Here is a 23850-nt window from a genome sequence, read left to right on the forward strand (position 1 = left end):
GGACCCCTCCGGGGAGCCGGCACCGCCGCGGATCTCAAATCCATCACCGCAGCAGGCGGTTACGGCATGAGCGTCGTCACCGCGCTCGTCGCACAGAACACCTGCGGCGTGCGGGACATCCACGTCCCGCCGGCCCCGTTCCTGGACCAGCAGCTCCGTGCGGTCAGCGACGATGTGGTGATCGATGCGGTCAAGACCGGCATGCTCGGCACCGCCGCGCTCATCGCGACGGTCTCCGCGTGGCTCGACGAGCATCCCCGCAGATCCTCGTCGTCGATCCGGTGATGGTCGCGACCAGCGGGGACAGCCTCCTGGAGCCGGATGCAGAGCACGCCATGATCACCTTCTGCTCGCGCGCCACCGTCGTGACACCGAACATCGAGGAGCTCGCTCGCCTGACCGGGGGCGAGCGCGCCCATGACGAGCAGGCCGCCCTCGAGCAGGCCCGGGAATGGTCCGCGCGGACAGGCGTCGCCGTCGTGGTGAAGACCGGGCATCTGGACTCCGCGACGGTGACGAACACCTGGGTGGACCCCGACGGCACGTGCCTCCCGGTCCCCTCGACGCGCCTGAGCTCGACCAGCACCCACGGCACCGGATGCTCCCTGGCCGCAGCGCTCGCCACCCGACTGGGCGGCGGTGTGGCGCCGCAGGCGGCGCTCGCCTGGTCCACCCAATGGCTGCATGAGGCCATCTCCCACGGGGAGGCGCTGCGGGTCGGGAGCGGCCACGGCCCGGTGGACCATTCCCACCGCGCCCGCCGTCTGCAGGCCGCCGGGGAGTCCACCCCTGGCTCGATCCAGGAGCGGTCCCACCCGTCCTCGACTCCCCGGACCAGGTCCCTGCGGCGCTCGGCGCCGCGCTCCCGGCAACGGCGCGGATCGAGCCCGCGGTCGCCCCGGCCGGGCCATGGACGCAGGCGCTGTGGAGGGCCGGCGAGCCGCTGGCCCGGCAGATCGCGGAATCCGACCTCGTGAGCCAGCTGGTCGACGGCAGCCTGCCCGCGAGCTCCTTCGCGTTCTATCTCGCCCAGGACTCGCTGTACCTGCGCCGTTACTCCCGTGCGCTCGCGGCGCTCTCGGCCGCCTCCACCGACCCTGCGGCGCAGGTGTTCTGGGCCGGCGGCGCGAGCAGCTGCCTCACCGTCGAGTCCGCGCTGCACCGTGGCCGGCTCGGTGAGCCGGAGGAGATCGGGGCCTCCCCGGTGACCAGCGCCTACACCGACTTCCTGCTGGCCACCACCCTGGGGGAGGAGCGTGCCGTGGGAGTCGCCGCCGTACTGCCCTGCTACTGGCTGTACGCGCAGACGGGGGCCACGCTGCCCTCTGTCCCGAGTGATCACCCTTATGCGGACTGGCTCGACACCTACCGTGACCCGCGCTTCGTCATCGCCACGCAAGGGGCGCTGGAGCAGGTCGAACGGGAGCTCGCCGCCGCCTCCCCAGCGGCCCGCTCCGCAGCGGTCCGTGCCTATCTCCTCGCCAGCCGGCATGAGCTGGAGTTCTTCGACCAGGCGCTGCGCCTGGCGGCACCGGTTCCGGCGGACCAGCGCGAGACCGTCCTGGAGGGGGCGCTGTGAGCGGGGCCCAGATGCTGCCGGGATCCCCGATCGCGGCCACCGATGACGGTCCCCCGGCCGGTCGGGCCGCCCTGCGCGCCGGCGTCGTGGGCAACTGGGTGGACAACATCCACGTCTTCCTGCCGCTGACGGCACTGGCCCCGGCGATGGTCGTACTCGCCGGGCCCGCGGCAGCAGCCTCGACGGGATCCCTGATCGTCGTCGCGATGCTGTTCGGGCGGCCCGTCGGCGGGATCGTGTTCGGGCGCATCTCGGATCGCCTCGGACGCACCCGCACCACCCGCGTCGCGATCGCCGGAACCGCCGCCTGTGCGCTGGCGATCGCCGTGATGCCCACCCACGAGATCCTCGGTGCGGGGACGATCGCCCTGATCCTCGCGCTGAGGTTCCTCGGCGGGATCTTCGTGGCAGGGGAGTACTCGGCTGCCATCCCGCTCGCCATGGAGTGGTCCCGGCCCCGGCGCCGCGGCCTGATGAGCGGACTGATCCTCTCGATGGCGCCGTGGGCGCAGGCGAGCATCGCCTTCTCGGTGGCGATGCTGCTGATGCTGCTGGGCCCCGATGCCTACGCGGCATGGGGGTGGCGACTGCTGTTCGTGCTCGGAGCGCTCGCCTCGATCGGCATGCTCATCTACTACAGCCGCCAGGTCACCGACGCTCCCGTCTTCCACCGACGGGCCCGGACCACCTCGACGCAACCGCGAGCGGGCCTGCGGGACCTGCTCACCGGCCGCTGGGCCTCGACGTTCTGGCAGGTCTTCCTCCTCATGACGGGGCTCTGGCTGCTCACCAACACCACGGTGCTGCTGCTGACCGGCCGCCTGGGTTCCGACACCGGACTGCCCGCGACCGGCGTCTCGATCGCGATCGGGATCGCCTCGATCGCCCAAGCGGTCGTGATGGCGCTCGCCGGTCATCTGTCGACCCGGACCGGCCGGCGCACCCTGTTCATGGCCTGGGGACTGGTCGCTGCGGTGCTCGGCCCGCTCGTGTGGTGGCTCGCGGTCACCTCGCAGTCCTTCGGCCGAGCGGCAGTGCTCGCCGCGGTGCTGCAGGTCATCACGGTCTCCGCCTACGGCCCGGTCTCGGCATACCTCTCCGAGCGGTTCCCGACCGAGGTGCGCTCGACCGGTTACGGCATGGGCTACAGCCTCTCCCTCGTCCTTCCCGCGCTCTACCCCTTCTACCTGCCCTGGCTCGAGGCGCTGCTCGGGCGCAACGGTTCGGTGATGGCGCTGATCGGACTGGGCGGCGGGCTCCTCGTGCTCGGCGCCGCGCTCGGGCCCCGACTCTCCCCGCGGGACATCGAGGCGGATATCGATACCGTCGCCGAAGGGGTCCAGGAGCACACGGCGGAGCAGATCACGGAGGGAGCACGATGAGCCCGACGGACCCGGATCTCGCCCCGGTGGTGCACGTGCTCGAGGCCGTCCGCCGGCGCCAGCCGCTGGTGCACTGCCTCACCGCGACCGTCTCCATGGGGATCGTCGCCGATGGGCTGCTCGCCGCAGGAGCACGCCCCATGATGACCGAGACGCTCCAGGAGGCACCCACCCTCACCACGCTGGCCGATGCGCTCGTGATCAACCTGGGCACCCTCAGCACCGACGCGATGGACGGCATCCCGGCGACTGTCGTCGCCGCCGCCGTCCACGATGCCCGGCCCTGGGTGCTGGATCCGACCGCGATCGGGATCGCACCGGTGCGCACCCCACTGGCGCGAACGCTGCTCGACTCACGGCCCGACGTGGTGCGGGGGAACGCCTCCGAGGTGCTCGCACTGGCCGGAGAAGGGCACGGGGACGCGGCGCGGACTCCCGGGCGGAGCCCGAGCACGCCGAGCGCGCGGCGGAGTGGATCGCGGCCCGCACCGGCGGCGCCGTCGCAGTGTCCGGCCCCACCGATCTGGTGCTGTCGAGCACGCGCCGTGCCCAGGTGGAGCGGGGCACGGCGCTGCTGTCCCGCGTGACCGGCACCGGTTGCCTGCTCGCCGCGCTCACCGCGGCCTGTCGGGCTGTCGAAGCCGATGACGTCACCGCTGCGCTCGCCGCGACGACCTGGATGGCCCTCGCAGGAGAGATGGCCGAGCAGCGCTCCGCCCGGCCGGGCTCCTTCCGTATACATCTGCTGGACGCGCTGGACGAGGTGGGACGATGACCCTGGATCTGCGCTGCTACCTGGTGACGTCGGGGCCGGGCGGCGCACCGTGGACGCTGCCGCGGCGGCTGCCGCAGGGGGCGCGGGGATGATCCAGGTCCGCGCAAAGGACGCCACTGCAGCCGAGCTGCTCGAGCTGACCTGCGCGGTGGCCGACGCCGTGCACCGTGCACGCCCCGGCACCCGGGTGGTGGTGGACGACCGCGCCGACGTGGCATTCGCCGCGCGCAGGAGCGGCGCCCAGGTGCACGGCGTGCACCTGGGGCAGGACGATCTCCCGGTCGCCGCGGCACGCGCGATGCTGGGCCCCGGGGCGATCATCGGGCTGACCACGGGGACGCTCGAGACGGTGCGCCGGGCGGAGGAGCTGCATGACCTCCTGGACTACGTCGGCGCCGGGCCGTTCCGGCCCACCCCGACGAAGGACTCCGGCCGTGAACCGCTCGGCGTCGCCGGGTACCTGCGCCTCGTCGCAGCGACCAGGCTGCCGATCGTCGCGATCGGCGGGATCACGGTCGAGGACGCCACATCGCTCGCACGCACCGGGATCGCCGGCGTCGCTCTGGTGAGGGGCCTCATGGACGCCGACGATCCGGAGCGCGCCGCACGTGATGTCGTCACCGCGGTCGACAGCGGTATGACCTCCCGGTGAGCGGCGTCCGCGCGCTCAGCCCTGCTGCTTGACCCGGATCATGCCCTCCTGGGTCACGGTCGCGACGAGATCTCCGCCGCGGTCGAACAGCTGACCGTGGGTCAGCCCGCGCCCGCCGTTGGCAGAGGGGAGCGCTGGACGTACAGCAGCCAGTCGTTGGTGTCGACGTGCTTGTGCCACCAGATCGCGTGGTTGATCGTCGCCATCCGCAGGCCGGGCGTCATCCAGCTCAGGCCCTGACGGCGCAGGATCGGCTCGAAGGGCGTGTAGTCACTCGCGAAGGCGAGGATCGCGTCGTGGGTGAGCGGTTCCGCCTCGATCGGGGCGAGCATCCGCATCCACACCATCTGCGACTCACCGCTGGCGGCATCGGGGCGCAGGTAGATCGGGTCGGTGACGTGCCGGATGTCGATCGGGCGCTGGGTGCCCCAGTAGCGGGCCACCGGATGGTCGATGCCCGCGAGCACCTCCGCAGTGGTGGGCAGACCCTCGGGGTCCGGCGCCTCGGGGGCGCGCTCCTGGTGCTCGAGCCCGTCCTGGTTCTCCTGGAAGGACGCCGTCATCGCGAGGATCGTGCGTTCCTCCTCATCGGCTTCGCGGCCGGGCTGGGTCGCCAGCACACGGCGCACCGAGAACGAGCCGCCGTCGCGCAGCGCATCGACCTGGAAGCGGATCGGATGGGAGGGATCGCCCGGGGCGAGGAAATAGGAGTACATCGAATGGATGCGACGCTCCGGAGAGACTGTGCGCCCCACGGCCGTGACAGCCTGCCCCATCACCTGCCCGCCGAAGACGTGCCCTCCCGGCTGCGGTGAGGACTCGCCCTGGTACGCGGCGACGGTGGCCGGGGTGGAGAACTCGCCGAAGGGGGCGATCTCGCGCAGATCCAGCAGATCCACGAGACCGGCGGCGATCTTCGACGAGTCGGTGTGCGAAGAGGTCATGCGCCCGATCGTACTGGTCGGGACGCCTACGATGAGAACCATGCCTTCCCACCCCGCTGCAGATGCTCCCGATCTCACGTCGCACCCCTCGCAGGCGCTGGACATCCCCGTTCCCGTGCGCTGGACGGACCTGGACGCCTACGGGCACGTGAACAACGCGGCCGTGGTGCGGCTGCTCGAAGAGGCCCGCATCGCGGCCTTCTGGCAGCCGCCTGCCGAGCAGATCGAGCTGGGTGCGGCCCAGCCGCTCGCGGCGTTGCCCGTCAGTGGGGCCGGCGCCGAGATCAGCACCGTCATCGCCTCGCAGCGGATCGAGTACGCCCGCCCGCTGGGCCATCGTCGGGACGGCGTGGTGGTGCGGCTGTGGCTCTCCCGCATCGGCGGTGCGAGCCTGAGCGTCGACTACCTCGTGCTCACCCGCGACGACCCCGAGGGGACGGCACCCTATGCGCGCGCCCGCACCGTGGTGGTGCTGGTCGACGCAGAGTCCGGGGCACCGGTCCGCCTCGAGCAGTCCTCGCGCGAGCAGCTCCAGCGCTTCGCCGGGGAGCCGCTGCGCTTCCGGGACTGATCAGCCGGGCCGCGCTCAGGTGAGGTGGTCGGGGATCACCTGCCCGGCGGCCGGCGCTTCGCCGCCGTCGACGGTGTTGATCATCGAATGCGCGGCGCGCTCGAGGTAGTCCCAGAGCGTCTGCTCGTACAGCGGTGCCAGCTCGAGGGCATCCAGCGCGACGCGCATGTGGTGCAGCCACGCATCCCGGGCCGCAGGGGAGACGGGGAACGGGGCGTGGCGCATGCGCAGGCGGGGATGGCCGCGCTGCTCGCCGTACGTCTTCGGACCGCCCCAGTACTGCTCGAGGAAGGTGCACAGGCGCCACTTCGCGCCGGTGAGGTCCTCCTCCGGGTACATCGGGTGCAGCAGCGGATCCTCGGCCACGCCCTGGTAGAAGCGGTCCACGAGGGCCTCGAAGGTGGGATGGCCGCCGACGGCCTCGTAGAAGCTGATCTGCTCGGCCTGGGGCGAGGGATTGGTCATGGCAGGGTTACTCCGATGCTGGGGGTCAACTGCGGGCTGTCACTTCTGCATGGTCTCGACGAAGCGGGGCATCGCGAAGGCGATGTCCGCCGCGGCGAAGCCGGAACGGATCCTGGAGCGCAGCTCGCGCTCGACACCCCACTGCTGGCCGGGGGAGTCTGGAACACGACGCGGCGCTGGTAGCGGTTGGCGTCCACATCCAGCATCCCGGTGATGCTGGCGGGGGCGAGGATCTCGTCCTGCCAGCGCGGGTCCTCGGACAGCTGCGCGGTGACGGACTCGAGCACGGTCGTCACCTGCTCGTCGTCGGCGCTCGCATCGATGTCGAGCACCACCACGGCGTTCGAGAAGCCGCGTGCGTAGTTGCCCACCCGGACGATCTCGCCGTTGCGGACGGTCCACAGCACGCCGTCGATGCCGCGCACCTGGGTGGCGCGCAGGTTGATCGACTCGACCGTGCCCTCGGCGTGCTCCAGGTCCACCCAGTCGCCGACGGCGACGATGTCCTCGAAGAGCATCACCACGCCGGCGACCACATCCTTGATGATGGTCTGCGCGCCGATGCCGGCGGCCAGGCCCACGACGCCGAGGCTCGCGATCACCGGGGCGATGTTCACCCCGATCTCGGAGAGGATCATCACCGAGGCCACTGCCCAGATCATCACGTGCGCGATGTTGCGGGCCACGTTCGACAGCGTGCTCGCCCGCTGCTCGCGGCGAATCTGTGCCGCCTTCTGCGACTTCGGGTCCCGCTTGATCACGGTGCCTGCGACGGTGGAGAGCTTCGAGCCCGACTGCACCATGGTGCGGAAGAAGCGTCGCAGCAACCAGCCGGCGAGGAGGCTCATCACCATCGCGGCCAGAACGATCACGACGATCTTCACGCCGCTCGTGGCGAGCCAGCGCAGCAGCTGGTCCATCAGGCTCAGCGCGTCATCGGTGGTGGGGGCGGACAGCAGTCCGGGGTCCAGGGGATCGTCCAACATGCTTTCGACGATAACGCCCAGCGCAGCGGAAGTCTGGGGACGTCCGGGGCGAGGTGTCTCACCGTGACCACCTCGCCCCGCCCCGAGCGCTGATCTCAGCCGAGGTCGGACTCGCGGACGCGCTCCTGGCGGGCCACGGTGTCGCGGCCCTCGATGATGATGCGCCGCAGCCCGAAGGGGGCGTCCTCGGCGTCCGCGAGCCACTGGTCGGCCGCGTCGAGCACCGCCTGCCCGCCGTAGGAGTGCGGGAAGTAGCCGCCCACGAGACGAGTGGCGATCTCGTTCGAGCGCTCCTGCCACACCTGCGAGATCATCGCGAAGTAGCGCTGACGATAGGGGGCCAGGAGCGACTCGTCGACCACCCGGCGGAAGCCCTGGATCACCGCGGTGATCGACTCGTTGGCCAGGGTGTCCTTCTCGACCGTGCGCCGCCAGGCCTTCGCCTTGGAGACCTCCGTGGGCAGCGCCGCCTTCGCGGTCAGAGCATGCTTGCGACCGGACTGGGTGTCATCCGCGGCGAGCTGCTCATCGATGCCGGCCGCGTCGATCCCGCCCAGCACCGCCAGGGAGATCACCAGCTTCCAGCGCAGATCGGTGTCGATCTCGCGCCCGGGCAGCGTGACGGAGCCGCCGAGCAGGCCCTCGAGCGTGTGCCGGTGCTCCTCGGTGCGGGCCAGCCGCGCGAAGGTCTCGATGAACTGCAGCTGGGCGTCGGAACCCGCCTCGGCCTCCTCGGCGAGCTCCCACACGGCGGTGGCCGCGGCCTCGGTGCGCTGCTCCCGCTGATCCACCGCGGCATAGGGCCCCGCGACCGTCTCGAGCTGCTGCAGGAGGGTGCGCACCACCGAGGAGGAGCTCTCGCCGGTGATGTTCGCGAGCACCAGCTGCTGGTAGCGGCGGCTGGGCAGCTCGCCGTCGCGGACCATGTCCCAGGCGGCGGACCACAGCAGGGTGCGGGCCAGGGAGTCGTCGAGGGTTCGCAGGTGCTCCATCGCGACGGCGAGGGACTGCTCGTCCAGGCGCACCTTCGAATAGGTGAGGTCGCCATCGTTCAGCAGCCATAGGTCCGCGCGCTTGCCGACCAGCTCGGGCACCTCGGTGAGCTCCCCGTCCACGTCCAGCTCGATCGACTCGGTGCGCACCAGCGCACCGTCCTGCAACATGAACCCGCCCACCTGGAGACGGTGGGGGCGGAGCGTGTGGTGCTCCTCCGGCGCGGTCTGGGAGATCGCGAAGCGGGTCACGGTGCCGTCCTGATCGCGCTCGAGCACGGGGCTGAGGGTGTTCACCCCGGCGCGCTGCAGCCAGAGGTCCGCCCAGCTGCTCAGGTCGCGGCCGCTGGTGGTCTCGAGCTCGACCAGCAGGTCTTTCAGCTCGGTGTTGCCCCAGGCGTGCTTGGCGAAGTAGGCGCGGACCCCGGCGAAGAACTCCTCGCGGCCCACGTAGGCGACCAGCTGGCGCAGTACCGAGGCGCCCTTGGCGTAGGTGATGCCGTCGAAGTTCGTCTCGACCGCCTCGAAGTCGACCATGTCGGCGACCACCGGATGGGTCGAGGGCAGCTGGTCCTGCTGGTAGGCCCAGCCCTTCTCCGAGAGCGCGAAGGTGGTCCAGGAATCCGTCCAGCGGGTGGCCTCGGCGCTGGCCAGGGTCGAGGCGTACTCGGCGAATGACTCGTTCAGCCACAGGTCGTCCCACCAGCGCATGGTGACCAGGTCACCGAACCACATGTGCGCCAGCTCGTGGAGGATCGTGAGGTCACGGCGCTCGCGCACCGCATCGGAGACGTCCGACCGGAAGACATACGCTTCGACGTAGGTGATGGCGCCGGGGTTCTCCATCGCGCCCATGTTGTACTCCGGCACACGAACACCTGGTCGTACTTGCGGAACGGGAAGTCCTGGTCGAAGGCCTCCTCGTAGAAGTCGATGCCGGCCCTGGTCACGTCGATGACGTTCTGGGCATCGACGTGCTCGGCGAGCGAGGCACGCGCGAACACGCCCATCGGGATGGTGCGGCCATCGCGGGTGGTGACCTCACCGGTCCCGCCCTGGTAGTTCCCGGCGATCAGCGCGACCAGGTAGGTGGAGATGCGTTCGGTGGGCGGGAAGGCCCAGGTGGCGACGTCCTCCCCGGCGGGGCTCGGCTCCGGGGTGGGAGCGTTGGAGATGACGCGCCAGTGCGCCGGGGCGGTGACGGTCAGCGCGTAGGTCGCCTTCAGGTCGGGCTGCTCGAAGCAGGCGAACATGCGCCGGGCGTCGGACACCTCGAACTGCGTGTACAGGTAGACCTCGTCGTCGACCGGGTCCACGAAGCGGTGGAGGCCCTCCCCGGTGTTCATGTACCGGCCGGTGGCCAGGACCCGCAGCGTGTTCTCGCCCTCGACCAGGGAGGGCAGGCTCACCCGCGCGCCGTCGAAACGGGAGGAGGGATCGGACAGCAGCTCGCCGTTGAGCTCGATCTCCTGCACGTCCTGCGCGATGAGGTCGATGAACGTGGACTGGGCGGAGGTGGAGGAGAAGCGGAGGGTGGTCTCCGTGAGGAAGGTGCGCTCATCGGTGGTCAGATCCAGGCGGATCTCGTAGGAGTCGGTGCTGAGGAACGAGGCACGGCTGCGGGCCTCGTCGCGAGTGAGGTTCTCGGATGACATGGGCTCCATCCTGCCATCGACCTCGCGGATGACGGACCGAAACCCTCAGCTCAGCGCTGCGTCAGATCCAGATCCCAGGTGTAGTGCTTGGGGAGCTGGGGCAGCGGCCACTTCGGGTCCGGGAAGAAGTACTCGTATCCGGCGGAGAACGGATAGGTCCAGTCAGCGATGTGCTGCTCCGCCTCGCGGCCGGCCGCGCGGATGCCCTCGATCTGCTCGGCCGTGAAGTAGCCGGTGCGCTCTGCTCCCTCGAGCTCGTCCTCGTCCTTGTAGTGCCAGTCGCGGCGCGGCAGCACCACCAGGTCGAGCACCAGGTCCCGCGTGCACACACCTTCCTCGGTGCGCTCGTAGGGGGTCTCGAGGTTCACGTAGTAGCAGCCCAGGGAGCCGTCGTCCTTGTAGAACAGCCAGATCGAATACGGCTTGTCCGGCAACCCGATCATGAGGATGCCGTTGCCGGTCCACAGCTGCTTGGACTGGATGCGGGGGCGGTGAACATGCCCTCGTCGCCGGCACGTCGCAGAGCCGCACCGGATTCCAGCACGGGCAGCAGCACCTCGGTGCCGGGCGCGATCCAGACCACAACGCCGCGGTCATCGTCCAGCACGACTGTGCCGGGGCGGACGGTGCGGGTGGGGTGCTGTGGGGTGTAGTAGGTCCAGGTCACCTGGTCGCCGGGCGACCAGCGCGGGGTGGAAGACATGGTGGGGATCCCGGCCGGATCGGCCTCCACGGACGCCCCGTACCGACCGGCCACCGAGCCGGGGCTGCGCTGCCCGTGAAGGGGTAGGCGTATGGGGCGACCATACCGCCTCCCTCCCCGGGGAGGCGCGGCGCGCCGTCAGGAGGCGGGGGTGCCCTGCAGCTGCGAGGAAGGCAGGGGCGCGCCGCGCAGCTGCGAGGCGAGGGGGCAGTCGAACGGATCCGCGTAGCCCAGGCCCACCTTGTTGAGGTAGCTGATGATGACCCGGTAGGAGGAGATCAGGTTCGTCTCGGTGTAGATGATGCCGCGCTCGGCACAGAACTCCCTGACGATCGGCCGCACCTTGCGCAGGTTCGCCGAGGGCATCCGGGGGAAGAGGTGGTGTTCGATCTGCAGGTCCAGCCCGCCCATCGCGATGTTCATCAGCCGGCCGCCGGTGATGTTGCGGCTGGTGAGCACCTGGCGGCGCAGGAAGTCGACTTCCATGCCCTGCGGGATCAGGGCCATGCCCTTGTGGTTCGGGGCGAAGGAGCCGCCCATGGTGATGCCGAAGACGGCCAGCTGCACGGCGAGGAACGCGGCGCCGAGGACCGGCCCGAGGACCACCAGGACGATCACGGGGAAGCCGATGATCCGGATGAGGACCAGGGTCAGCTCGAACGCGCGGTGCTTGACCTTCTTCTGACGCAGCAGCGAGGCGATGGCCTCGTAGTGGAGCACGAAGGCGAACAGGCTCAGCAGCGGGACGAAGGCGTAGCCCTGACGGCGGAGGAGCCAGCCCATGAACCCGGTGCGCTCCTGCGCATCGCCGGGCACGAACACCAGCCAGCCGGGAGCGATGTCGCCGTCGCGGCCGATGGTGTTGGGGTGGGCGTGGTGCTTGTTGTGCTTGCGGTTCCACCAGGCGATGCTGAGCCCCACCACGAGGTTCCCGACGACCCGGGAGAACCACTCGTTGCGGCGGCCGTTGGCGAACACCTGCTGGTGCGCGGCATCGTGGCCGAGGAAGGCGGCCTGGGTGAACAGGATGCCGAACAGGGCGGCCACGGCGAGCTGCCACCAGGTGCTGCCGAGCGTCAGCAGCAGCGCGAACGCGCCGGCGAATGCCACGGCGAGCACGGCGGTGCGCACCATGTAGGAGCGCACGTTGCGGCCCATCAGGCCCGCAGCCTTCACGCGCTCGGAGAGCTCGAAGTAGTCACGGGTGTGGTCCGCGGCGCGATACGGGGCCGGACCGGAGGATGCCGCAGGAGTCGGGGCCGTTGCCGCTTCAGCGCTCGTAGTGGTGGTCATGCCGTCGACGTTATGCGCTCGCGGTATGCCGGCGCGTCCCCCGCCGGAGCGAATTTCGACCCCCTACCGGGGTAGGGGGCTCGCCAGAGGGATCTTCGCGTGGAGCGCGTAGCCGCCTTCCGGCGTCAGACCGCTCTCGACGGTGCCGCCGAGCGCTCCGACCCGCTCCCGCGTTCCGGCCAGTCCGAGCCCCGAGCCCGGCAGGGGGTCCTGCGGGGACGGAGAGGGCGGCGGGGCGTCGTTGCGGACGCTGATGTCCAGGACATCGCCGTCCCGAGTGATGCGGACGCCGATCGACGCGCCGCGGGCGTGCCGCAGAGCGTTGCTGAGGGCCTCCTGCACCGCCCGATAGGCGGTGAGGCCGACGGTGGGAAGCACCTCGACGTGCTCGAGCTCGGCGGTGATCGTGGCGCCCGCGCTGCGGCTCGCCGCAACCAGCTCCTCGATCTGGGGAGGCCCGGCATGGGGACCTCCTCGAGCGAATCGTCGGTGCGCAGGATCGTCAGCAGCGAACGCATCTCGCCCAGCGCCTGGCGGGAGGACGCGGCGATGTCCTCGAACTCGCTCATGGTCGCCTCATCGAGGTGCTGCAGACGGAACTTCGCGGTGCCCGCCTGGACCGTGATCACGGACATGGAGTGCGCGACCACGTCGTGCAGCTCCCGGGCGATCCTGCCGCGGTCCTCGAGCTCGCGGCGCCGGCGCATCTCGTCCGCGCTCAGGTTCTGTGCCTGCTCGGCCTGCCCTCTGGCCAGGATCAGCTGCCGGGCGGTGAGCCCCAGCAGCACCACTCCGCCGCTGATGGCCACCAGCACCACCCCGTTGGTCGTCACGGTGCGCAGGGTGCCGCCGGGCAGCACCGCCGGATCGGTCACCAGCAGCACCAGCAGGGTCAGGATCGCCCCGGCGGACCATGCCGACAGCGCCCAGAACCAGCGATGGAAGATCGCGAGGACGGCGAGCGTGAGGCAATGAGCCAGCAGGGCGGTCACCGGCCACGGCCAGGGTGCGGTCCCGTGGCCGGGTGCGGTCACCAGCAGCATCGCGAGCGCCGAGACCGCGGACAGCGCCAGACCCGCCCACGGCCAGCGAGCCCCCATCAGGGCCGCGGCACCCGCTGCCACGGACACCGACATCGCGGCCGCCGGGTGCACCTCGTAGACGATCGTGGTGACCGGCCAGCCGACGACCACCAGGACGAAGGCGAGATAGGCGATCGTCATCCTGCTCCACGCGGTCTCCCGCAGGCGAGACGGGGAGGACGCCGCTGCCGAGGCCCGGGCGGTCCCCGCCTCGGGCCCCCGGGCAGGCGAGCGCCCGGTGCCGCCCCGCCCAGCAGAGAGGCGGTGACGATCGCATCGAGCCGCGCCAGCAGGTGCACGATCCCGGGCAAGGTCAGTGCCAGCACCAGCCCGGTCACCGCGGCGAGCGCCCACTGCCCGGGCAGCTCCCGGAGGTCGGCCGGGAGCAGACGGCTCCAGGCCCAGTAGGACAGGCCCGCGAGGGCTCCGGTGCCCCACAGCGCGGTGAGCCCGGCGGTGAACAGTCGCAGCGGAAGGGCGATCAGCCCCTCGAAGCCGAGGTCCAACCAGCGCCGCAGATCCGTGACGCGGCGCAGCAGGCCGGTGGGCCCGGCCCCCGTCGGCCGGTACTGCGGCGCCGAAACCTCGAGCCCCCAGCGCTCGAGCCGGGCACGGTCCCGGCGGGCCGCGCCGGAGGCGAGCGTCAACGTGAGCGGCAGCAGCAGGATACCGATCCACAGGACCGCGAGTGCGGCGGAGACCGCTGTCAGGGGAGCAGCACCAGGACGGCGAGGAGCGTCAGCCCCAGGCCGGTGAAGATCAGCGCCAGGTCGGGGCCCAGCCCGCGCAGGCTGCGCCGGTCAGGGACCAGGAACATGGTGACGACCTGCTCTCGCACGGGGATACGGTGTGCTCATGGAAACCGCTGCGCAGGGCCTCATCCGGGTGCTGGTCGTCGATGACCAGTCGATGATCCGTGGCGGGTTCGAGGCGCTGCTGAACTCCCAGCCCGGGATCGAGGTGGTGGGCACCGCGGAGGACGGCGACGGGATCACCGAGGTGGTGGGTCGAACGCGCCCCGACGTGGTGCTGATGGACATCCGGATGCCGAACGTCGGTGGGCTCGAGGCGACCCGTGAGGTGCTCGCGATGCCGGGGACACCGCCGCGGATCATCATGCTGACCACCTTCGATGCGGATGAGTATGTCTTCGCGGCCCTGCGGGCCGGGGCGAGCGGGTTCCTGCTCAAGGATTCCACACCCCAGGAGCTGGTCCAGGCTGTGCGGGTGGTCGCCGCGGGGGAGTCGCTGCTCGCACCGCGGGTGACCCGCGCGCTGATCGCGGACTTCGTAGCCCGCCCGCAACGGCCCGGCGGCGCGGATGCGAGCCTGTCCGCGCTCACCGAGCGGGAGCTGGACGTGCTGAGGCTGGTCGCCCGGGGCCTCGCGAACCGCGAGATCGCGGCCGAGCTGGTGATGGCGGAGCAGACGGTGAAGACCCACGTCTCACGGATGCTCGGCAAGCTGATGCTGCGGGACCGCACCCAGCTGGTGGTCGCCGCCTACGAATCCGGGCTCGTGCGCCCCGGCGAGTGAGCTCTCGCCGGGACGGTGCACGAGCCTCAGCCCGACCAGGCCTCCCACAGCCGGGCGTAATCGCCGCCGAGGGCGACCAGCTCCTCATGGGTGCCTTCCTCCACCACGGCGCCATCGGCCATCACCAGGATGCGATCGGCGACCTTCGCGCCTGAGAGCCGGTGCGCCACGATGATCGTGGTGCGGCCCCGGGCCACCTCGAGCGCGGCGCGCTCAAGCACGCGGGCGCCCGAGGAGCCCTCATCCGCGGTGGCCTCATCGAGGATCAGCACCGCGGGGTCCTGCAGCACGATCCTCGCCAGCGCCAGCTGCTGGGACTGCTCGGCGGTGAGACGTGCCCCCTTCTCTCCCACCTCGGTGTCCAAGCCTTGGGGGAGGCGGTCCACCCAGGCGAGCGCATCGACCCGGCGCAGCGCGGACCGCAGCTCCTGATCGCTGGCACGTGCCGCGGCCAGCTGCAGGTCCTCCCGCAGCGTCCCGCGGAAGACGTGCACGTCCTGGCTGACGATCGAGGCATGGGAGCGCACCGCCTCGAGATCGGCGTGGGTGAGGTCCGCTCCGCCGTGCAGCACCCGGCCGTGGCGGGGCTCGAGGGTTCCGGCGAGGATCGCGGCCAGAGTGGACTTGCCGGCCCCGGAGGCGCCGACAAGCGAGACCACCTCGCCGGGGGCGATGTCGAGGTCCAGCGGCTGCAGGATGACGCGCTCGGCTCCGTCCTCATCGGTCGTATAGGCGTGGGAGACGTGCTCAAGCCGGATCGAGGCGTCGGCGGGACGCTCGGTGCCGGGGAGGCGGCCGGATCGATCGAGGTGATCACCCCGACCATCCTCGCCAGGCTCGCCAGCGCCGACTGCACCTCGTCGAGGTTGAAGATGACCGACATCATCGGCCAGAACAGGGTGACGAGGTAGACGGCCGCCGCGGCGACCAGCCCCACCGGTGCGCCACCGACCTGCACCATCACGAAGCCCAGCAGGAGCACCATCGCCAGCGCCAGGTTCTCGGGCACGTTCAGCCCGATCACCAGACGCCCCACCAGGTACATCACCCGCATGTTCAGCAGCGAGGCGGTCTCCGAGAGCACTGCCACGTGGCGGGTCTCGCGGCGTTCGATGCCGTAGGCGTGCACGGTGGGGATCCCGTGGATCGCTGAGAGCAGCCCCTGCGCACGGGCACCCATCGCGATCCGCTCGCGCCGGTAGATCGGGGCGGTGCGGCGCAGGTACCAGACTGCCGCGAACACGTACATCGGCACGATGATCAGGACCATCAGCAGCAGCCAGGGCGAGAGGGTCGCCATCCCCACCAGGGTGATCACGACCAGGAACCCCAGCTGGATCAGGTTCGGCACCAGGTTGTTGACCGCACGTGCGGCGACGTCGACATCGTCGGCGACCCGGGAGAGGGCATCGCCGATGCCGGTGCGCTCCATGGTCTGCGCCGGCAGGTCCAGCGCCCGGTCGATGACGTCCTCGCGCATCCCGGCGAGGATCCGCTGGCCGAGCGCCGAGATCATCGACCAGCCCAGCGCCATGAGCACGGCCTGGATGATCCCGACGGCGAGGATCTGCCCGCCGAGAGCCCACACCTGCTCGCTCGAGCCGCCCTCGGCGACCACGTCCACGGCCGAGCCGATCAGCCGCGGCAGGATCGCCGCCGCGACGGCGCCACCGATCGTGATCAGCATCGTCACCAGGGTGGAGGCCCAATGCTCCCGCAGCCGGGCCCCCATGAATCGCAGGGCGGTGCGGGCATCAGCGATCGGCAGCAGCTGAGCGTGCTCGGCCAGCTGCCGACGTGCGGTCGTGTCATCGCCCAGCACGTCCTCCAGCGAACGCTTCCAGTCCAGCTCCCTCATCGCCGCACCACCTCCCAATACTCCTCGTCCCCCATCAGGTCCGTGTGCACGCCCTCGGAGAGGACCTCGCCTCCCCGCATGAACACCACCCGGTCGGCCGCCTGCAGCAGCGCCGGCGCTCGGGTGACCAGGAGCGTGGCGCGGTCGGTGCGGCGCCGAGCCGCGACCAGGGCCTCGGCGATGTTCTGCTCGGTGACGGCATCTACCGCGGTCGTGGGATCGTGCAGCACGAGCACCGGTGCATCGGCGGCCACCGCCCGGGCCAGGGCGATGCGCTGACGCTGCCCTCCCGAGAGGTTCGCTCCGCGATCCAGGATGCGGGTGTCGTATCCGTCCGGGAGGATCCGCAGCAGATCCTCGGCGCCGGCGGCGTGCAGGGCGTGATCGGCCCACGAGTCATCGTCGCTGTCGGCACAGTCGCCGCTGTCGTGCCCGGAGCCCACCGGGGCGCGGGTGGCGAGCTGCTCGCGCAGGGTGCCGTCGAAGAGGTCCACCACATGCGGTTCGACCAGCAGATCGGAGCGCAGCGTCAGCCGTGCGGCGGGGGTGATGGGTTGCTCTCCCACGCGGGCACCGGCGTCGATCTGCCCGCTGACAGCATCGATCACCACGTCGGCATCCTCGGCGTCGGCGCAGGCCAGTGCCACGATCTCGCCGTCGGCGACGGAGAGCTTCGGCAGGTGCAGGCCGCCCGCGCCTTCGCGCCGCCCTTCGGCGGCACCCCTGCCTTCGCCCCGATCGTCACGGAGGGTGGTGAGGATGCCCAGGCCGAGCTCCGGGTCATCGACTGTGCGGCCCAGGTCCGAGTACAGGTCGCGCACGCGGCGCGCGGAGGTGGACATGCTCGCCCACCACACCGGGGCGCCGGAGAGGCCCTGCAGCATGCCCATCACGTACCTCGCCACGCCCACCACGGCGATCAGCACACCGAGGGAGAGGGCGCCGTCGAGGGTGCGCAGCGCAGCGAGCACCACCACGGCGGCGAGCATGGTCCCGGTGACCAGAGTGGTCAGCCCCGAGGAGATCCCCGAATAGCGCGCATTGACCAGCGCCGCACGCAGCGCGGTCTGGGAGCGTCGGCGATAGCTGGCCCGAGCCCGCGACTGCACCCCCAGCCCCTGGAGCACTCGCAGGCCGTGCACCAGATCGGTCGCGGTCGCGGCGGCCTCGGCGGCCTGGGACTGCTGATCGTCGTAGCGGGCGGACAGGGTCGGGGTGATCACGCGGATCACCACCACCATCACCACGATCCCCAGCAGCATCGTCAGGCCCAGCCAGAGATCCGCCACCGCGAGGTAGGCGGAAGCGGCCAGGACCGTCAGCAGCGAGGGCACCACCCAGGGCAGCATGTCCAGCACGTCGGAGGCTTTGTCCGCGTCCGACGTGGCGATCGAGAGCACCTCTCCGGCGGGACGGCGGACCTGGCGGGAGCGGGGGTCCAGCACCGCACCGGTCAGCCCCACCCTCAGACGGTGGCGCTCGAACATGCAGGCCTTCTGCGACTGGATGAAGGTGTACGCCCACAGCGCCACCCCGATCAGGCGCAGCACGATCAGCCCCAGTGCACCGAGCACCGTCAGCCGCAGGTCCCCGGCCAGGACGCCGTGATCGATGATCAGCCCCAACACGATCGGCATCAGCAGCTCGACCCCCTCGGAGAGGGTCGCCAGCGGCAGCACGACCGCCAGCATCCGCCGATGGCCGCGGACCATCGAGCGCATCACGCCCGGCACGGCGACCGGGGAGAGGGGAAGCCGCAGCAGCGGTGGAGGAGGTGAGGGGCACCTGACTGATCCAACCCGTCGACCCAGCACAGCGCAATGTTTTTGTGACCTGGGAGGTGTCGTCCCGGTCACCTCCCAGACGGCTCCGCACCGTCTGCCCGCCAGTGACAGAATGGCGGCATCACCCCCGAGTCGAGGAGACCCCATGAGTGAGCGCACCGCCGAGCTGTTCGTCGACCCCGCCTGCCCCTTCGCCTGGATGACCAGCCGCTGGCTCATGCATGCCTCCGAGGTGCGCGCGTTCACCCCGCGCTTCTCGGTGATGTCGCTGGCCGTCCTCAACGAGGGCCGTGACCTCGACCCCGGCTACCGGCGCAGCATCGATGACGCCTGGGGCGCCGCCCGCCTCGCGATCGCGATCGATGAGGCCGAGGGGAACGAAGCCTTCTCCCGCTGGTACACAGCCTGGGGCGAACGCTTCCACGTCGGTGATGACAAGTCCGACCGCCGCCGCGTCGCCGAGCAGGCGCTCGCCGATGCCGAGCTGCCCGCCTCCCTGATCGAGGCGTACGAAAACATCCCCGGCGACGCCACAGACACCGCCCTGCGCGCCTCGCACGCGCGCGCCATCTCCCTGGTGGGGGACGACGTCGGCACTCCCGTGATCACCTTCGGCGAGGGCACCGCCTACTTCGGACCGGTCATCTCGCCCGCCCCGCGGGGCGAGGAGGCCGGCAAGCTGCTGGATGCCATCGAGACGCTGTCCACCATCGACGGCTTCTACGAGATCAAGCGGTCGCGCTCCGGCGGCATCGACCTGAGCTGACCGGCCCCTGCTCCTCACCGGTCCGCGACCGGTTCCCGATAGTCCCTGAACGCCCCGAAAGCGAGTCCCCACCATGCGCGTGCACATCGGCACCGACCACGCAGGTTTCGAACTGAAGAACCGTCTGGTGACGGTCCTCCAGAGCAAGGGTCACGAGGTCACCGACCACGGCGCCCACGAGTACGACGCCCTGGACGACTACCCGCCGTTCTGCACCGACGTCGGCACGGCCGTGGTCGCGGATCCAGAGTCCCTGGGCGTCGTGATCGGGGGCTCCGGCAACGGTGAGCAGATCGCGGCCAACAAGGTCGTCGGGGTGCGCGCCGCGCTGGTGTGGAACGAGGACACCGCACGCCTTGCTCGTGAGCACAACGACGCGAACGTCATCTCCGTCGGCGCGCGTCAGCACACCGAGGAGGAGCTCGAGTCGCTGATCGACATCTTCCTCGCCGAGCCGTTCTCGGGCGAGGAGCGTCACCAGCGCCGGATCGACCTGGTCGGGCTCTACGAGCGCACCGGCGGATACGAGAAGTCCGCTGCTCCTGCTGCCGACTGATGCCCGAGGGCCACACCGTCCACAGACTGGCCGCTGCCTTCGAGCAGGCCTTCGGCGGGCAGCGGGTGCGCACCTCGAGCCCGCAGGGGCGCTTCTCCGAGGCCGCGCAGCTGGACGGGATGGTACTGCTGGGCGCTGAGGCGGTGGGCAAGCACCTGTTCCTGCTCTTCGCGCCGTCCGATGATGTGGACCGCGGCTCGCCCGTGGTGCGCCATGTGCACATCCATCTGGGCCTGTACGGCTCGTGGACCTTCGCGGGCGAGCCCGGTTTCGCCGACGCCCATGCGATCGGCGCGCCGCGCCTGAGGATCGGTGAACAGGAAGAGCAGCTGGACGGCGGAGGCGTCAGTGACTGGCGCCGCCTGGTGCCGCGCCCGACGGTCCGGCTGCGGATCGCCGGACCGCAGGGCCTCGCGGACCTCACCGGGCCCACGGCCTGCGAGATCATGGATGCGCAGGAGCGGCAGGCGGTGCTGGACCGGCTGGGCCCGGACCCGCTGCGGGCCGACGCGAACCCCGCACGCTTCGTCGATGCCGTGCGCCGCTCCCGCACCACGATCGGTGCGCTGCTGATGAACCAGAAGATCGTCGCCGGGATCGGGAACATCTACCGTGCCGAGCTGCTGTTCCGGGCGCGGCTGGATCCCTTCGTGCCGGGCAACGAGCTCAGCGCGGGGACGCTCGAGGAGATGTGGGAGGACCTGGTCGCGCTGATGACCTACGGCGCCCGCACGGGCAGGATCGTCACCACCCAGCCCGAGCATCGCGACATCGAGGCCCGGATCGTCGAGCGCTCGCGCGGCACCCGGCAGAACGGGGATGAGGACCCGGACGTCGTCTCTCGCGAGCGCTCGTTCTACGTCTACCACCGCCAGACCCTGCCCTGCCGGCTGTGCGGCACCGCGGTGCGCTCGACGGACCTTGCCGCACGGACCGTGTTCTGGTGCCCCCGCTGCCAGACCGCGCGCCGCCGCCGCGCGGGCTGGACCCGCGAGCATCCGGCGGCGCCGTGGGCGCTCACGCCCGGGAGCAGCGGCGAGGCGGCCGCGTGAACAGTGGCACGCCGCCGCTGCTCCCACCGCCTCCCTCTCGCGCCGAAGGGATGCTGCCGGTCGGGGGCGGGCACGAGATCTTCTGGGAGGAGAGCGGCACAGCCGACGGCGTACCCACCCTCTACCTGCATGGAGGTCCGGGAGGCCGGCTCACCCCCGGCTACCGACGGAACTCTCCTGCGGACCGAGCCAGGATCATCGGCCTGTGCCAGCGAGGCGCTGGCCACTCCACCCCGTCGCCCGGAACCCCCGGCCCGGTGGATCTCACGGGACACACCACCGCGCATCTGGTGGCCGACCTCGAGCGGTTGCGCGAGCACCTCGGGATCGAGGCATGGATCGTGCAGGGCGTCTCCTGGGGCAGCACCCTCGCGCTCGCCTGTGCCCAGGCTCATCCTGAGCGGGTGCTCGGGGTGGTGCTGTTCGCCGTCACCTCCACCTCGCGACGCGAGGTCGACTGGATCACCGAGGGGGTCGGTGCCCTCTACCCCGAGGCCTGGGACGCGGTCGCCACCCTCGCCGAGAACCACACCGGCTTCGACCGTCGCGATGACGGCACGGAACGGCTGCGGCTCATCGAGGCGTATCGGCAGATGCTCACCGAATCGGATCCATTCCTGGTCGACGCCGCCGCCCGAGCCTGGATGACCTGGGAGGACGCGCACATCGGGATTGGCGGGGAGGGCCCTCCGCTGCGCATGCCGGGGCCGTGGACGAGCCGATGACCGAGCACGAGCGCGGCTTCGCCCGTCTGGTCGCCCATTACTGGGTGCACGACGGTTTCGTCGCCGACTGGGCCGTGCCGTGGGGCGCGGCACCCGGCAGCGGTCTGCTCGGAGGCATGGACCGGCTCGACGGGATCCCAGGCGTGCTGATCCACGGCCGGCGCGATGTCTCCGGCCCGGCGCTGACCGCCTGGGAGCTGCACCAGGCCTGGCCCGGCAGCGAGCTGATCGTGGTCGAGGAGGAGGGTCACGGCGGGCCGCTGATGGCCGAGCACTGGTGCGAGGCCGTCACTCGGATGGTCGACGCAGAGCTCTCGCGCCGGCAGTAATCTGTCCGCCATGCCCGAACACACTGCCGCCGTGCGGCACGCCGCGCTCGCCGGCATCGACCCGCGCACCCTCTACCTGCTCGCAAAGCTCCGCCAGGACGTCTTCTCCCTCGAGCAGAAGGCCACCGATCCCGATCTGGACGGCCGCGACCTCGACCCCACCACGACGCTCATGTGGCTTGAGCTGCCGAGCGCGGAGGCCACGGCGATGGGTCTGCCGGGCACGCCGGTCGCGCATCTGCGCGTGCTGCGGGAGCCCGACGGCACTGCACGGATCGGCCGGGTGGCCGTGCATGCCGCGCACCGCCGCGGCGGGTACGGACGGCAGCTGATGGCCGGGGCTCTCGAGCTCGCCCACCAGATCGCGCCGGGGGCTGAGGTGCACATCGATGCCCAGGCCTACCTCGAGCAGTGGTACGCGGCGATGGGCTTCGAGACCGTGGGCGGGCTGTTCATGGAGGCCGGGATCGAGCACGTGGCGATGGTGCTGCGCCCGGGCCGCGGCTGAGAGGTCCGACGCAGCCGCCAGCGCCGGCCGGGCCGGCGCCTGGCCTACTTCCGGCGAGACTCGATCAGCGTGACGATCTCGGCGCGCTCGAAGTACTTCGCGGTCTCCAGGGCGCTGGGGGTGCCCAGATTCGGATCGGCCTCCGCCTCCAGGAGCACCTGGGCGACGTCGGTGAAGCCCTTGAAGGCCGCACCGGCCAGCGGCGACTGCCCGCGGTCGTTGGCCAGGTCCACGTCGGCGCCGCGCGCGACGAGCTCACCGACCAGCTCGGCGTGCCCGTGGTAGGCGGCGAGCATCAGCGGGCTGTTGCCGGAGCTGTCACGCAGATCCACCGGCGCGCCCTGATCGATCAGGGGCAGCAGGGAGGAGCTGTCGCCGCTGCGAGCGGCGTCGAGCAGGGAATGGGCCAGCGCGATCGCGGCCTCGTCGGTGGTGGGATCGTCGTTCATGGCACGAGACTACTGCTGTCCGGGCCACGGGATTCCTTGTGGAGCGTCGGCACCGGCGACTACCGTGGCCAGATGGCACAGATCCTCGTCTACGGCACCCGGGAATCGATCCAGCTCCGGCGCCGAGCGCTCTCGGACGCGATCCACGGAGCGGTCATGCACGCCCTGGCATACCCGGCCGAGAAGCGTTTCCACCGCTTCATCCCGCTGGAGCCGGAGAACTTCCTCCACCCCGCGGACCGCGGCGACGAGTACACCATCATCGAGATCTCGATGTTCGAAGGGCGGTCCGAGGAGGCGAAGCGGGCTCTGATCCAGGAGCTGTTCACCCGTCTCGAGGCGGAGGTCGGCATCGCGCCCCACAGCGTGGAGATCACGCTCTTCGAGACTCCGCGCATCAACTGGGGCATACGAGGACGCAATGCCCAGGACCTCGCCCTCGAGTACACGGTGGACATCTAGTCCCGGCCACTGAACCCCTCCGGCAGGGCGAGCTCACCCCACCAGCTTCTCCGCCAGCCACGGCCACACCGCGAGCCCGAGCGCGATCGCGACGCCCAGCAGGTCCGCGCGACGCAGTGGGCTGGGCAGCGCCCAGGTGCGGGTGATCGCGGTCGCGAAGCCGCGCGAGTCCATGGCGAGGGCCTGCTGCTGGGCGCCGCGCAGCGCGTCGATCAGCAGGGCCAGGGTGGCACCGGCCAGCATCCGCGGGGAGGTGCGGGAGCCCAGGCCGCGCAGCATCCTGGCGTGGGTGATGATCTCCCACTGCCGGCCCAGGTGGCCGGTGCGGATGAGCCCTGCCACGGAGGCGGCGACCACGCGGGCGGGCATCCGCAGTCGGCCGCCCAGGGCGTCGCCGAGCGCGGTGGGGTCCACGCTCCCCAGCGCCAGCACGCCGGGCGCGACGAACACGGTGATGCGCGCGGCCTCCTTGGCTCCCAGCAGCCAGGCCTCGCCGGAGAGGGAGGGCGCATCACCGAGCAGAGCGGTGGTCCAGGCCAGCCCCGCAGCCGAGAGCAGGATCGGGGTCAGCCGCAGCAGGCCCCCGCGCACGGACCGCACCGCCAGCGGGGCCAGCAGCGCGATGGGCAACAAGGCGAGCAGACCGCCCTGCCAGGACTGCACCGCGAAGGAGCCGATCGCGGCGAGGATCCCGATCAGGCTCAGCACCAGCGGGTTCAGGGCGTCAGCGGGGATCGCCCGAGTGC

General features: G+C 71.0%; 26 protein-coding genes and 6 pseudogenes. 15 read left to right on the top strand and 17 right to left on the bottom strand.

What is annotated here, in order from left to right; translation table 11 throughout:
* Positions 1 to 66 precede the first annotated feature (66 nt).
* The 6 genes and pseudogenes from H3H54_RS19530 to H3H54_RS06985 all read left to right on the top strand — a co-directional run bounded on the left by H3H54_RS19530 (position 67) and on the right by H3H54_RS06985 (position 4388).
* A complete protein-coding gene (locus H3H54_RS19530; protein ID WP_395963538.1) occupies positions 67 to 285 on the top strand; it encodes a bifunctional hydroxymethylpyrimidine kinase/phosphomethylpyrimidine kinase in 219 nt (72 codons plus the stop codon).
* Entirely contained in the window at positions 240 to 977 is a 738-nt protein-coding gene (locus tag H3H54_RS06965; RefSeq protein WP_395963540.1) for a PfkB family carbohydrate kinase, read from the top strand. The genes H3H54_RS19530 and H3H54_RS06965 overlap by 46 nt, the downstream gene beginning before the upstream one ends.
* Complete coding sequence (locus H3H54_RS06970; protein WP_262426041.1) at positions 974 to 1579, top strand: hypothetical protein; 606 nt, start codon at positions 974 to 976, stop codon at positions 1577 to 1579. The genes H3H54_RS06965 and H3H54_RS06970 overlap by 4 nt, the downstream gene beginning before the upstream one ends.
* The gene (locus H3H54_RS06975) at positions 1576 to 2961 is read left to right on the top strand and encodes an MFS transporter (protein ID WP_262426042.1); all 1386 of its coding nucleotides are present in this window, start codon (positions 1576 to 1578) and stop codon (positions 2959 to 2961) included. Before H3H54_RS06970 ends, H3H54_RS06975 begins: the two co-directional genes overlap by 4 nt.
* Before the next feature lie 95 nt (positions 2962 to 3056).
* Positions 3057 to 3736, top strand: a pseudogene (locus H3H54_RS06980) (hydroxyethylthiazole kinase).
* Positions 3737 to 3824: 88 nt separating this feature from the next.
* On the top strand, positions 3825 to 4388 hold the full coding sequence (locus H3H54_RS06985; protein ID WP_262426043.1) for a thiamine phosphate synthase: 564 nt from the start codon (positions 3825 to 3827) through the stop codon (positions 4386 to 4388).
* Positions 4389 to 4403: 15 nt separating this feature from the next.
* Here the strand turns inward: H3H54_RS06985 and H3H54_RS06995 are convergent.
* Positions 4404 to 5437: pseudogene (locus H3H54_RS06995) on the bottom strand (acyl-CoA thioesterase).
* Between H3H54_RS06995 and H3H54_RS07000 the strand changes: the two are divergent.
* Positions 5373 to 5903, top strand: coding sequence for a thioesterase family protein (locus tag H3H54_RS07000; RefSeq protein WP_262426046.1), 531 nt, complete (start codon positions 5373 to 5375; stop codon positions 5901 to 5903). The pseudogene H3H54_RS06995 and the gene H3H54_RS07000 overlap by 65 nt on opposite strands.
* A 15-nt stretch (positions 5904 to 5918) precedes the next feature.
* On the opposite strand, the gene H3H54_RS07005 is transcribed toward H3H54_RS07000, so the two are convergent.
* The 10 genes and pseudogenes from H3H54_RS07005 to H3H54_RS07045 all read right to left on the bottom strand — a co-directional run bounded on the left by H3H54_RS07005 (position 5919) and on the right by H3H54_RS07045 (position 13917).
* Positions 5919 to 6368, bottom strand: coding sequence for a globin (locus H3H54_RS07005; RefSeq protein ID WP_262426047.1), 450 nt, complete (start codon positions 6366 to 6368; stop codon positions 5919 to 5921).
* Positions 6365 to 7354: a mechanosensitive ion channel domain-containing protein gene (locus H3H54_RS07010; protein WP_262426048.1), complete on the bottom strand. Its 990-nt coding sequence runs from the start codon at positions 7352 to 7354 to the stop codon at positions 6365 to 6367. Before H3H54_RS07010 ends, H3H54_RS07005 begins: the two co-directional genes overlap by 4 nt.
* A 95-nt stretch (positions 7355 to 7449) precedes the next feature.
* Positions 7450 to 10001: pseudogene (gene pepN, locus H3H54_RS07015) on the bottom strand (aminopeptidase N).
* 50 nt (positions 10002 to 10051) lie between these two features.
* Positions 10052 to 10444: a DUF402 domain-containing protein gene (locus tag H3H54_RS07020; RefSeq protein WP_262426049.1), complete on the bottom strand. Its 393-nt coding sequence runs from the start codon at positions 10442 to 10444 to the stop codon at positions 10052 to 10054.
* Positions 10441 to 10734, bottom strand: a complete 294-nt coding sequence (locus H3H54_RS07025) for a hypothetical protein (protein WP_262426050.1) — start codon at positions 10732 to 10734, stop codon at positions 10441 to 10443. Before H3H54_RS07025 ends, H3H54_RS07020 begins: the two co-directional genes overlap by 4 nt.
* Positions 10735 to 10842: 108 nt before the next feature.
* A complete protein-coding gene (locus H3H54_RS07030) occupies positions 10843 to 11997 on the bottom strand; it encodes an acyl-CoA desaturase (protein ID WP_262426051.1) in 1155 nt (384 codons plus the stop codon).
* A 63-nt stretch (positions 11998 to 12060) separates the two neighbouring features.
* The gene (locus H3H54_RS19535) at positions 12061 to 12375 is read right to left on the bottom strand and encodes a sensor histidine kinase (protein ID WP_395963546.1); all 315 of its coding nucleotides are present in this window, start codon (positions 12373 to 12375) and stop codon (positions 12061 to 12063) included.
* A 164-nt stretch (positions 12376 to 12539) separates the two neighbouring features.
* Positions 12540 to 13220 (bottom strand): annotated as a pseudogene (locus tag H3H54_RS19540) (histidine kinase); the annotation flags it as partial.
* Positions 13217 to 13789, bottom strand: a complete 573-nt coding sequence (locus H3H54_RS07040; RefSeq protein ID WP_316249206.1) for a sensor domain-containing protein — start codon at positions 13787 to 13789, stop codon at positions 13217 to 13219. The gene H3H54_RS07040 and the pseudogene H3H54_RS19540, both read right to left, overlap by 4 nt.
* Positions 13786 to 13917 (bottom strand): hypothetical protein, encoded by a 132-nt coding sequence (locus tag H3H54_RS07045; protein WP_262426053.1) that lies wholly within the window; start codon positions 13915 to 13917, stop codon positions 13786 to 13788. Before H3H54_RS07045 ends, H3H54_RS07040 begins: the two co-directional genes overlap by 4 nt.
* A gap of 17 nt (positions 13918 to 13934) precedes the next feature.
* Between H3H54_RS07045 and H3H54_RS07050 the strand changes: the two genes are divergently transcribed.
* Positions 13935 to 14615, top strand: a complete 681-nt coding sequence (locus H3H54_RS07050) for a response regulator transcription factor (protein WP_262426054.1) — start codon at positions 13935 to 13937, stop codon at positions 14613 to 14615.
* Positions 14616 to 14641: 26 nt separating this feature from the next.
* Here the strand turns inward: H3H54_RS07050 and H3H54_RS07055 are convergent, their stop codons facing one another.
* The 4 genes and pseudogenes from H3H54_RS07055 to H3H54_RS07070 form a co-directional block, all read right to left on the bottom strand.
* A complete protein-coding gene (locus tag H3H54_RS07055) occupies positions 14642 to 14905 on the bottom strand; it encodes a hypothetical protein (RefSeq protein ID WP_262426567.1) in 264 nt (87 codons plus the stop codon).
* A 15-nt stretch (positions 14906 to 14920) separates the two neighbouring features.
* Positions 14921 to 15274: pseudogene (locus tag H3H54_RS07060) on the bottom strand (ATP-binding cassette domain-containing protein); the annotation flags it as partial.
* A 284-nt stretch (positions 15275 to 15558) separates the two neighbouring features.
* A pseudogene (locus H3H54_RS07065) lies at positions 15559 to 16473 on the bottom strand (ABC transporter transmembrane domain-containing protein); the annotation flags it as partial.
* Positions 16470 to 18164 (bottom strand): ABC transporter ATP-binding protein, encoded by a 1695-nt coding sequence (locus H3H54_RS07070; RefSeq protein ID WP_262426055.1) that lies wholly within the window; start codon positions 18162 to 18164, stop codon positions 16470 to 16472. The pseudogene H3H54_RS07065 and the gene H3H54_RS07070, both read right to left, overlap by 4 nt.
* 238 nt (positions 18165 to 18402) lie before the next feature.
* Between H3H54_RS07070 and H3H54_RS07075 the strand changes: the two genes are divergently transcribed.
* The 6 genes from H3H54_RS07075 to H3H54_RS07100 all read left to right on the top strand — a co-directional run bounded on the left by H3H54_RS07075 (position 18403) and on the right by H3H54_RS07100 (position 22193).
* Positions 18403 to 19023 carry a disulfide bond formation protein DsbA gene (locus tag H3H54_RS07075; protein WP_262426056.1) on the top strand — a complete coding sequence of 207 codons (621 nt, stop codon included), beginning with the start codon at positions 18403 to 18405 and terminating at the stop codon, positions 19021 to 19023.
* Positions 19024 to 19096: 73 nt separating this feature from the next.
* Complete coding sequence (locus tag H3H54_RS07080) at positions 19097 to 19579, top strand: ribose-5-phosphate isomerase (protein ID WP_262426057.1); 483 nt, start codon at positions 19097 to 19099, stop codon at positions 19577 to 19579.
* Complete coding sequence (locus H3H54_RS07085) at positions 19579 to 20631, top strand: Fpg/Nei family DNA glycosylase (RefSeq protein WP_262426058.1); 1053 nt, start codon at positions 19579 to 19581, stop codon at positions 20629 to 20631. The genes H3H54_RS07080 and H3H54_RS07085 overlap by 1 nt, the downstream gene beginning before the upstream one ends.
* A 50-nt stretch (positions 20632 to 20681) precedes the next feature.
* The gene (locus H3H54_RS07090; RefSeq protein WP_262426424.1) at positions 20682 to 21356 is read left to right on the top strand and encodes an alpha/beta fold hydrolase; all 675 of its coding nucleotides are present in this window, start codon (positions 20682 to 20684) and stop codon (positions 21354 to 21356) included.
* Positions 21353 to 21685, top strand: coding sequence for a hypothetical protein (locus tag H3H54_RS07095; protein ID WP_262426059.1), 333 nt, complete (start codon positions 21353 to 21355; stop codon positions 21683 to 21685). The genes H3H54_RS07090 and H3H54_RS07095 overlap by 4 nt, the downstream gene beginning before the upstream one ends.
* A 10-nt stretch (positions 21686 to 21695) precedes the next feature.
* Positions 21696 to 22193 (top strand): GNAT family N-acetyltransferase, encoded by a 498-nt coding sequence (locus H3H54_RS07100; RefSeq protein ID WP_262426060.1) that lies wholly within the window; start codon positions 21696 to 21698, stop codon positions 22191 to 22193.
* A 44-nt stretch (positions 22194 to 22237) separates the two neighbouring features.
* Here H3H54_RS07100 and H3H54_RS07105 read toward each other — a convergent pair whose 3' ends face one another.
* Positions 22238 to 22642 (bottom strand): ankyrin repeat domain-containing protein, encoded by a 405-nt coding sequence (locus H3H54_RS07105; protein WP_262426061.1) that lies wholly within the window; start codon positions 22640 to 22642, stop codon positions 22238 to 22240.
* Between the two features lie 72 nt (positions 22643 to 22714).
* Between H3H54_RS07105 and H3H54_RS07110 the strand changes: the two genes are divergently transcribed.
* Positions 22715 to 23104, top strand: coding sequence for a tautomerase family protein (locus H3H54_RS07110; RefSeq protein ID WP_262426062.1), 390 nt, complete (start codon positions 22715 to 22717; stop codon positions 23102 to 23104).
* Positions 23105 to 23137: 33 nt separating this feature from the next.
* Here the strand turns inward: H3H54_RS07110 and H3H54_RS07115 are convergent, their stop codons facing one another.
* On the bottom strand, positions 23138 to 23812 hold the full coding sequence (locus H3H54_RS07115) for an energy-coupling factor transporter transmembrane component T (protein WP_262426425.1): 675 nt from the start codon (positions 23810 to 23812) through the stop codon (positions 23138 to 23140).
* Positions 23813 to 23850: the final 38 nt, after the last annotated feature.

It is taken from the genome of Brachybacterium sp. Z12, from assembly GCF_014400405.1.
In the GTDB taxonomy this organism is placed as follows: domain Bacteria; phylum Actinomycetota; class Actinomycetes; order Actinomycetales; family Dermabacteraceae; genus Brachybacterium.